Source organism: Vibrio sp. 1069 (assembly GCF_033340555.1).
In genome coordinates this window covers 1-603 of sequence record NZ_JAWOWP010000595.1, presented here as the reverse complement: position 1 = coordinate 603, position 603 = coordinate 1, and the positions used below count along the sequence as shown (strand labels likewise).

The 603-nt window shown below is 49.9% G+C and carries 1 protein-coding gene; it reads right to left on the bottom strand.

Translation table 11 applies throughout. From position 1 onward, the window contains the following. Positions 1-603, bottom strand: a 603-nt coding sequence (locus tag R7040_RS27955) for a thiolase family protein (protein WP_318097816.1), incomplete at both ends; no start/stop codon positions are given.

Genomic DNA, 603 nt, shown 5'->3' with positions numbered 1-603 from the left:
TACCTATCGCTGTCGCCTCGCCACCGCCAATACACAGTGACGCAACGCCTCGCATCACTTTCTTGTTGCTTGTATCACCATCAATCCCCAGAGCTTGTAGCTGTCGTAAACTGTGGATCAATGTGACCAAAATGCGAGCCCCACTGGCACCAATTGGATGCCCGAGCGCACAAGCTCCGCCTTTAATATTGACCTTACTTGAATCAAGCCCTAATTCCGCAACCGCAATTTGTGTCACTACCGCAAAGGCTTCGTTGATTTCCCAGAGATCAATTTCGTCAATAGACCAATCCATTTGCGACAACAATTGTTCAATGGCGTAGACCGGAGCCAACGTAAACTCATCCGGCTTTCTCGCGTGAGTCGCGTGCGATTTGATAATGGCAAGCGGGGGAAGATTTTGGTGGCGCGCCGTCTCTTCATCCATCAAAATCAACGCGGCTGCACCATCGGAAATGGCACTGGAGTTCGCCGCAGTCACTGAGCCTTTTTTATCGAAAGCGGGTTTGAGCTGAGGAATTTTTTCTAGATCGATGGAGCGAGGATGTTCATCATAATCGAGGTGGGTTGTGGCTGTTTTTGTCCGGATGTCAATGGGTGCAA